The 8,524-nt window shown below is 40.7% G+C and carries 9 protein-coding genes and 4 tRNA genes; 11 read left to right on the top strand and 2 right to left on the bottom strand.

Annotated features, from left to right (window positions below):
- The 6 genes from NTU69_03975 to NTU69_03950 all read left to right on the top strand — a co-directional run.
- Nucleotides 1-219 (top strand): acetylglutamate kinase (locus NTU69_03975; protein ID MCX5802682.1); only part of this gene is annotated, 219 nt, incomplete at its 5' end.
- A gap of 1 nt (nucleotide 220) precedes the next feature.
- Complete coding sequence (locus NTU69_03970) at nucleotides 221-1,414, top strand: aspartate aminotransferase family protein (GenBank protein ID MCX5802681.1); 1,194 nt, start codon at nucleotides 221-223, stop codon at nucleotides 1,412-1,414.
- A complete protein-coding gene (gene argF / locus NTU69_03965; GenBank protein MCX5802680.1) occupies nucleotides 1,411-2,322 on the top strand; it encodes an ornithine carbamoyltransferase in 912 nt (303 codons plus the stop codon). The genes NTU69_03970 and argF overlap by 4 nt, the downstream gene beginning before the upstream one ends.
- 99 nt (nucleotides 2,323-2,421) lie before the next feature.
- Nucleotides 2,422-3,618, top strand: a complete 1,197-nt coding sequence (locus NTU69_03960) for an argininosuccinate synthase (protein ID MCX5802679.1) — start codon at nucleotides 2,422-2,424, stop codon at nucleotides 3,616-3,618.
- A 129-nt stretch (nucleotides 3,619-3,747) separates the two neighbouring features.
- Nucleotides 3,748-6,231 carry a leucine--tRNA ligase gene (leuS, locus tag NTU69_03955; GenBank protein MCX5802678.1) on the top strand — a complete coding sequence of 828 codons (2,484 nt, stop codon included), beginning with the start codon at nucleotides 3,748-3,750 and terminating at the stop codon, nucleotides 6,229-6,231.
- Nucleotides 6,232-6,323: 92 nt separating this feature from the next.
- Nucleotides 6,324-6,857, top strand: coding sequence for an LptE family protein (locus NTU69_03950; protein ID MCX5802677.1), 534 nt, complete (start codon nucleotides 6,324-6,326; stop codon nucleotides 6,855-6,857).
- Between the two features lies 1 nt (nucleotide 6,858).
- Here the strand turns inward: NTU69_03950 and rpsT are convergent, their stop codons facing one another.
- On the bottom strand, nucleotides 6,859-7,134 hold the full coding sequence (gene rpsT, locus NTU69_03945) for a 30S ribosomal protein S20 (protein ID MCX5802676.1): 276 nt from the start codon (nucleotides 7,132-7,134) through the stop codon (nucleotides 6,859-6,861).
- Nucleotides 7,135-7,321: 187 nt separating this feature from the next.
- A complete protein-coding gene (locus tag NTU69_03940; protein ID MCX5802675.1) occupies nucleotides 7,322-7,606 on the bottom strand; it encodes a PxxKW family cysteine-rich protein in 285 nt (94 codons plus the stop codon).
- A 277-nt stretch (nucleotides 7,607-7,883) separates the two neighbouring features.
- Here NTU69_03940 and NTU69_03935 point away from each other — a divergent pair.
- The 5 genes from NTU69_03935 to NTU69_03915 all read left to right on the top strand — a co-directional run.
- Nucleotides 7,884-7,956: transfer RNA gene (locus tag NTU69_03935), tRNA-Thr, on the top strand.
- 3 nt (nucleotides 7,957-7,959) lie between these two features.
- Nucleotides 7,960-8,045, top strand: a tRNA-Tyr gene (locus NTU69_03930).
- A 150-nt stretch (nucleotides 8,046-8,195) separates the two neighbouring features.
- Nucleotides 8,196-8,272: transfer RNA gene (locus NTU69_03925), tRNA-Gly, on the top strand.
- A gap of 38 nt (nucleotides 8,273-8,310) precedes the next feature.
- Nucleotides 8,311-8,385, top strand: a tRNA-Thr gene (locus NTU69_03920).
- Between the two features lie 25 nt (nucleotides 8,386-8,410).
- On the top strand, nucleotides 8,411-8,524 hold a 114-nt coding region (locus NTU69_03915), incomplete at its 3' end, for a GTP-binding protein (GenBank protein ID MCX5802674.1).

Below are 8,524 nucleotides of genomic sequence, written 5' to 3'. Positions count from 1 at the left end.
GGAAAGCTTATCCCCATTTTAAAAAAGGGCGAGATAGAGGCCCTGATAAGGAATAAAACAGTTTCCGGGGGTATGATACCTAAGGTAGAATGTTGCCTCGATGCATTGCAGGGCGGTGTAAAGACAACCCACATCATTGATGGAAGAATTCCCCATGCCATCCTCCTCGAGATCTTTACAGATTCAGGTATAGGTACTCAAATTACAGGAGGTACTTAAGATGCAGGATGAACTGATTAAGAAGGGCAAGCAGTACCTTGCAAATACATATAACAGGTATCCCATAGTAGTAACGAAGGGCAAGGGTTGCTGGATATGGGATTTGAATGGCAGGAGGTACCTGGATTTTTTGTCAGGTATTGCGGTTTGTAACCTTGGACATGTACGGGTAGATGTGCTTGAAGGGCTTACTGCTCAGGCAGCAAAACTCTTTCATATCTCGAACCTGTTCTATACAGAGATTCAGATTAAGGCTGCAGAAATGCTTGTGGAGCACTCATTTGGTGATAAGGTATTTTTCTGTAATAGTGGTGCAGAAGCAAATGAAGCGGCGATAAAGCTGGCAAGAAGATATTCATGGAAGAAATATGGAGAAGGAAGGCACGAAATCATTGTTATGGAAAATTCATTTCATGGGAGGACGATAGCTACCCTTTCAGCCACGGGGCAGACGAAATTTCAGGAAGGCTTTGCACCACTTTTAGATGGTTTTAAGTATGTTCCTTTCAACAACATAGGTGCAATAGAAAAAAACATAAATGAAAAGACATGTGCTGTGATGCTCGAGGTTATCCAGTCAGAAGGGGGCATCTATGTGGCACGCAAGGAATACTTAAAGAACCTTAGGGAAATAACGAAGAATAAAGATGTACTTCTCATCCTCGACGAAATCCAGACAGGCGTGGGAAGAACGGGAAAACTATTTGCCTATGAACATTACGGGATAGAGCCTGATATTATGAGCCTCGCAAAGGCTTTAGGAAATGGATTTCCTGTTGGGGCAACCATCGGGAAAGAATATGTTATGGAGGCCTTCGAACCAGGAACCCATGCATCTACCTTTGGTGGGAATCCCCTTGCTGTATCGACTATTATTGCAACCCTCAATACCATCATAGATGAAGGGATTATAAAGCATTGTGAGGATATTGGGAAATATCTCCGTAAAGGGCTCCTATCACTGAAGAGAAAGTTTCCATTTATTGTGGATATAAGGGGGATGGGGCTTATCTGGGGCATTGAACTTTCAATAAATGGGGAAATTGTGCAGAAAGAGTTCTTACAGGAAGGGGTAATAATAAACTGCACAAAAGGTAAAATACTGAGATTATTGCCCCCTTTGGTTATAGAAAAGGAAGAGGTGGATATATTTCTTGATATAGCGAATAGGATATTTGAGAGGCAACAGGTTTGAAAAGGGATTTTACAAAGCTCCTTGATATAAAAAAGGCAGAAGGTATATACCTTTTAGAAAGAGGCAAATTCTTAAAAAAGGTAAGAAAGGATAAAAGGGAATACAAGCCCCTGAAGGATAAGAGCCTTGCCATGATTTTTGAGAAGGCTTCTACGAGGACAAGGGTTTCCTTTGAGGTTGGTATGCGTGAACTCGGAGGCAATACTATAGTTTTAAATGCAGGAGAAACACAGATAGGAAGAGGTGAGCCTATTCAAGATACAGCAAGGGTCTTGAGCAGATATGTGGATGCAATAATGATAAGAACTTATTCCCAGAATAATGTAGAGGAGTTTGCACAATGGGCAAGTGTACCCTTAATAAACGGGCTTTCTGACCTCTACCATCCATGCCAGATACTCTCAGACCTTTTTACAATAAAAGAGATTAAAGGGGACTTTAAGGATATTAAGATTACATATATTGGGGATGGGAACAATGTTGCAAATTCATGGATTGAGGCGTCCATACTTTTTGGATTAAACCTTGTTATTGCAACCCCGGGAAATTATAAACCTGCACAAACACTGCTTGAGAAGGCGAAAAAAAATAGGAGATTTATCTTTACCGATGACCCTTATGAAGCAGTGAGAGGTGCAGATGTGGTAAACACAGATGTATGGGTCAGCATGGGACAGGAGAGCGAAAGAAAGGATAGAAAAAGGGCCTTTGTGCCATACAGAATAGATGAAAAACTCTTAAAAAATGCAAAAAAAGATGTGATCGTTATGCACTGTCTGCCTGCCCACAGGGATGAGGAGATTTCAGAAGGTGTTTTTGAAAAATATCAGGAAGTTATATTTACACAGGCAGAGAACAGACTACATATTCAAAAAGCACTTCTGGAGTGGCTGATAAAAAATGAATAAGGATTCGAGGAGCCAAGGGTTCCAGGGTTCAAGGGCATAAAACCGCTCGAATCCTCGACCCCTTGAATCCTTGAACCCTGTTTCTTTGGAGGTTTTGATATGGCAATAAAAAAGGTGGTTCTCGCTTATTCTGGTGGACTTGATACTTCTGTAATTCTTAAGTGGCTCAAAGAACAGTATAATTGTGAGGTCATAGCCTATGCGGCAGATATTGGGCAGGAAGAAGAACTCACAGGGCTTAAAGAAAAGGCATTAAAAACAGGTGCATCAAGGGTATACATCGAAGATTTAAAAGAAGAATTTGCAAGGGATTTTATATTCTTTGCTATAAAGGCTAATGCTGTATATGAAGGCAGTTATCTTTTAGGGACGTCTATAGCGAGACCGCTTATTGCAAAGAGACATATAGAGATTGCACGTAAGGAAAAGGCAGATGCCGTTGCTCACGGTGCCACAGGAAAAGGTAATGACCAGGTGAGATTCGAACTTACCTATTATGCCTTTGAACCTGATATAAAGATCATTGCTCCATGGAGGGAGTGGAACTTTTCGTCGAGAAAAGAACTTATAGCATATGCAAGGAAGCACGGGATAGATGTCCCTGTTGACAAAGAAAAACCGTATAGTATGGATAGAAACCTTATGCATATAAGCTATGAAGGCGGTATACTTGAAGACCCCTGGATGGAACCGGATGAGCGTATGTTCCGGATAACCACTTCACCAGAGAGGGCCCCGAATAAACCGCAATACATAGAAATAGGATTTGAGGATGGTATACCCAAGGATGTTGATGGAAAGGTAATGACACCCTATAGAATTGTTGCACATCTTAACGAAATTGGTTGTGACCATGGCATAGGGAGGGTAGATATTGTTGAAAACAGGTATGTTGGGATGAAATCGAGGGGGGTATACGAAACACCGGGCTGCACTATTTTGCATGTTGCCCACAGGGCAGTGGAGTCAATTACTATGGATAGAGAGGTTATGCATTTACGGGACACCCTTATACCGAAGATTTCAGAACTCATATATTATGGTTTCTGGTACTCTCCAGAGATGAAACCCTTGAAGGCATTTGTAGATGAAACCCAGATTGGCGTTACAGGTACTGCAAGGTTAAAGCTATATAAAGGTAACTGCACTGTGGTTGGGAGGAAATCGGAGAAATCATTCTACATAAAAGATTTTGCTACATTTGAGAAGGATTCCGTATATGACCAGAAGGATGCAAGCGGTTTTATAAGATTGAACGCCTTAAGATTAAGAATCAGAGCAATGCTAAACAAATAGGGGATAGGGTAGAGGGTATGGGGATAGGGTAGAGAGAGGGTATAGTTAATCACCCTTGAGTTTCCCTTGAGTTTATGTTTTATTTCCTAAACCCTATACCCCATACCCTATCCCCTATTTTTATAAGGAATAGAAATGAAGCACTATGAACCGCATACTGTTGAAGAGAAGAGACAATTAATCTGGGAAGAAAACCGATTATTTCGTGTGAAAGAGGATAGTAAAAGAGAGAAATACTATCTCCTTGAGATGTTCCCATACCCTTCAGGTAAAATCCATATGGGCCATGTAAGGAATTACTCTATAGGTGATGTCATTGCACGGTACAAAAGGATGAAGGGTCTTAATGTGCTTCACCCCATGGGATGGGACGCGTTTGGAATGCCGGCAGAAAACGCAGCCATTGAACATGGTGTACATCCAGCAACATGGACTTACGAAAATATATCATACATGAAAAAGCAGCTTAAAAGGTTGGGATTTAGCTATGACTGGGAAAGGGAATTCGCAACCTGCGACGTCGAATATTATAAATGGGAACAATGGATTTTTCTTAAGATGTTTGAGAAAGGGCTCGTGTATAGAAAGAGTGCACCTGTAAATTACTGTGTAAAATGTCAGACTGTTCTTGCAAATGAACAGGTTGAAGGCGGCATGTGCTGGAGATGTGGAGAAGAAGTCATACAGAAGGAACTCACGCAATGGTTTTTTACCATTATGAAATACGCTGATGAATTATATGAGTATTGTGATAAACTCCCTGGATGGCCGGAGAAAGTCCTCAACATGCAGAAGAACTGGATAGGTAAAAGCTATGGTGTTGAAGTTGATTTCAAAGTAGAAGACGGTACACCCCTCACAATCTTCACTACGAGACCTGATACACTTTACGGTGTAACCTTTATGGCTCTTGCCCCGGAACATCCTCTCTCTTCAAAGCTTGCACAGGGTACAGCCTACGAAAATGAAGTTCTTGCTTTTATAGAAAAGGCAAAGGCTCAGGACAGGAGTTTCAGGGCAGAAATCAGTATCGAAAAGGAAGGCGTATTTACAGGGAAATATGCGATAAACCCTTTGAACAGGGAAAGAATACCCATATATATAGGGAATTTTGTTCTCATGGAATATGGAACCGGGGCAATCATGTCGGTGCCCGCCCATGACCAGAGGGACTTTGAATTTGCAAAGACATATGGATTACCCATCATAATAACAATCATGCCGGATAATGTAACCCTGAATCCCGAAACAATGCAGGAGGCTTATGAGGGAGATGGCACGTTAGTGAACTCAAGCGGTTTTAATGGGTTAAAGAACAGGGAGGCCATTCCTGAGATTATAGACTATCTTGAAGAGAAGAAGATTGGGAAAGGGAAGATAAATTATCGACTACGTGATTGGGGTATATCGAGGCAGAGGTATTGGGGCGCACCGATACCTATCATCTATTGTGATACCTGTGGGATAGTCCCGGTCCCCTATGAGGATTTACCTGTAATACTACCCTTAAACCTTGAGGTAAATATGGTGGGGAAATCACCTCTCTCTGAATGTGCCGAATTTTATAAGGTGGACTGTCCTATATGTAAAAATCCTGCAAGAAGAGAAACAGATACATTGGATACCTTTGTTGAGTCTTCCTGGTATTTTCTCAAATATACGTGTCCTGACTACAAAGCAGGACCTCTTGATAGAAAAAGGGTCGATTACTGGATGTCTGTCGACCAGTATATCGGTGGAGTTGAACATGCGGTTCTCCATCTTTTATACTCACGGTTTTTCAACAGGGTGTTGAATGAGCTTGGGTTTGTAGGAGTTAGGGAGCCATTTAAAAATCTTCTCACCCAGGGTATGGTCATAAAAGATGGGGCAAAGATGAGTAAATCAAAGGGTAATACAGTTGACCCTGATTATCTCATTGAAAAGTATGGCGCAGATACTGCGAGGCTTTTTTGCCTTTTTGCATCCCCACCGGAAAAAGACCTTGACTGGAGCGATCAAGGGGTGGAAGGTTGCTACAGGTTCCTTCAAAGGGTGTGGAGAATGGTTGTGGATAGGGTGGATAAGTTGAAGGATGTTGAGGCTGTACTTGAACCAGAGACAGATGACAATGATTTTAACCAGCTCACATACAAGATACATAAAACTATCAAAAAGGTTACAGAGGACATAGAGAGGTTCCATTTAAATACGGCTATAGCGAGCATAATGGAGCTTGTAAATACAATATACAAGTTTCTCGAAAAGGATAGGAAGGATTTAGAAGCCTTAAAGATATTAAAGGGAGCTATTGAAACCGTGATAACACTTCTTTTTCCCTTTGTCCCGCATATTACAGAAGAACTGTGGGGGATGCTCGGTGAGGATAGACATTTTATCAAAAGGCCCTGGCCTGGATATAAAGAGGCATATGTGAAAGAAGAAAGGGTCGTAATTGTTGTTGAGGTGAATGGTAAATTAAGGGATAGATTGGAAGTAGAGCGTGACATTGAGGAGCCAAGATTAATAGATATTGTATACTCCCTTGATAAGATAAAAAGATATATTGATGGGAAAGAGATAAAAAAGACTATAGTTGTTCCGAATAAACTTGTAAATATAGTGTGTGTTTAAATTCAATGAATAGTGTATAGTTGATAGTGAACAGTTACTAAATACTATTTACTAATCCCGCCAGTGGCGGGACTATTTAGTTAGATTGCAGAATGAAAGGATTACCTATGCCCATGATATTAAGCCCTATAAAAAAACTGTGTTTAATCATCCTCACGGTTTCAATGCTTCTTTCCTGTGGATACCAGTTGGTGCAGGAAAAGGGTATCTTCGGTGGGGATATAAAATCTCTCTATGTCCCTGTATTTAAAAACAGAACATATGAACCCCATGCTTCTATGTATGTGACAGACGCCTTTACGAGGGAACTTATTTCTACAGGACTTTTTCAAATAAATAAGGAAGGCTCAGATGGTTACATAGAAGGGACTATACAGAATGTCAGGATAATACCTTCTACCATGAACAAAGATGGGATTGTGATTGAAAAGAACATCACCGTAGATATTGAACTTGCCTTATTCAGGAAAAATGGGGGTTTTATAAAAAGATGGACATTATCCGATTCTGAGCCATACAGGGTGGATAATCTGGCCTATGAAGATTACAATAAAAGGGAGGCCATGAGAAGGATTTCAGGAAGGCTGGCAAGACGATTCTCTTCTTTTTTACTTGTTGATTACTAAATTATCCCTTGGTTTGCAAAGTACTATGAACCTTTTTTGACAGTCTTGATATCTTTCTTGCTGCATTATTCTTGTGAATGACACCCTTTGATTCTGCTTTGTTTATATAGGATACTGCCTTCTTAAAAACCTCGTTTAAATGTTCTTTATCTTTGTCTTCCATTGCTGATGTTATTTTCTTTATGTTGGTTTTCATAGTTGAATTTACGTGTGAATTTCTCAATCTTTTTGCTTCAGCCTGTTTTGCTTTTTTTATTGCTGATCTATTCTTCTTCAAACCAATCCTCCAAGAAAATTTTAATCCTTTTTATCATTTATCCCCACTAAAGTCAAATGTTAAATGCAGTGAATAGTGAACAGCATATTGAGACATAGTAAAAAAATGTAGCATAAGGGATTTTAGAGGCTATTCACCATTCATTATATACTATTCACTGATTTTAAAGGTAGTTTTACGGTAAATGTTACCTTTTTCCAGCATTTCTCTTTGAGGCTTTAAGTGGATTGATCTTCTGTTCCTCCACTTTTTGAGCCTTTTTCACATGTGATGACATAGGGCAGGTACCCTTTTGCCATTTTTGTGCTGGATATGGGAAAGTTGCACAATACAATCCCGTTTCGAACTCCAATACCCTTGAACAGCCATCGCAATTTTCTACAGTGGGATAACATTTTCCACCGTTGTAAGAACATCCAGTTTTCTTCATGAATATACATCCAATCCCTCGTTTCATTGTTTCGCATACCATAACGGCACCACCTCCTTAAAATATTAAAAGGCTGAAAACAAACAACATTTTAATGGGTTTGTCAATATTAAAGTGAATTAGATTTCTGTTTTCTTATCCTGCCTTCTATAGCCAGCTTATACATACCTGGCAATTCTAAATGAATGTCGCACGTAATACAAAGGTTTTTCCTGTATGTGAGATGGTACGGATTGTTATAAATAATGTTGACATATAAAGAAAAATATTTTATCAAATATTGCTTTTATTACCATCTTATATTATAATTATCATTTCGGCTGGTGTAGCTCAATCGGCAGAGCAGCTGATTTGTAATCAGCAGGTTGCGGGTTCGAGTCCCATCACCAGCTCATGGAGAGGTTCCCGAGCGGCCAAAGGGGGCAGACTGTAAATCTGTTGGCGCAGTCCTTCGGAGGTTCGATCCCTCCCCTCTCCACCATTGGAAGTTATGAGTTCGACTTGCCCTGCTTTGCTGTGCAATGCCAGGGAGCGAGGCCAGGGGGTTATCGGTTCGGAGTTTTTTTATTAAAATATTTTTTAGGTTTTACTCCGAACTATGAACTAATAACTATGAACCGGAGTTGAGGACGCGGGAGTAGCTCAGCTGGTTAGAGCATCAGCCTTCCAAGCTGAGGGTCGCGGGTTCGAGTCCCGTTTCCCGCTCCAAAAAAATGTAGCGGGTTGAAACGTTGCCCGCTCCATATGCCCGCGTAGCTCAGTGGTAGAGCACTTCCTTGGTAAGGAAGTGGCCACCGGTTCAATCCCGGTCGTGGGCTCCATAAATATTAAAAACGGAGGTTCTGTATGGCTAAGAAAAAGTTTGAAAGGACAAAACCCCATGTCAACATAGGAACCATAGGACACATAGATCATGGAAAGACTACCCTGACATCAGCCATTACCCGCTGTCTTGCCCAG

Source organism: Pseudomonadota bacterium, from assembly GCA_026388215.1.
Taxonomy (GTDB): Bacteria; Desulfobacterota; Syntrophorhabdia; order Syntrophorhabdales; family Syntrophorhabdaceae; genus JAPLKF01.
Note: the sequence above shows the minus strand (reverse complement) of the source record. Positions and strands in the feature narration are given on the sequence as shown.

Excerpts from the sequence above, each read along its gene's own strand:
- NTU69_03970 (MCX5802681.1), top strand. The coding sequence starts at position 221 with ATGCAGGATGAACTGATTAAGAAGGGCAAGCAGTACCTTGCAAATACA.
- NTU69_03960 (MCX5802679.1), top strand. The coding sequence starts at position 2,422 with ATGGCAATAAAAAAGGTGGTTCTCGCTTATTCTGGTGGACTTGATACT.
- NTU69_03950 (MCX5802677.1), top strand. The coding sequence starts at position 6,324 with ATGAAAGGATTACCTATGCCCATGATATTAAGCCCTATAAAAAAACTG.
- NTU69_03940 (MCX5802675.1), bottom strand. The coding sequence starts at position 7,606 with ATGGTATGCGAAACAATGAAACGAGGGATTGGATGTATATTCATGAAG.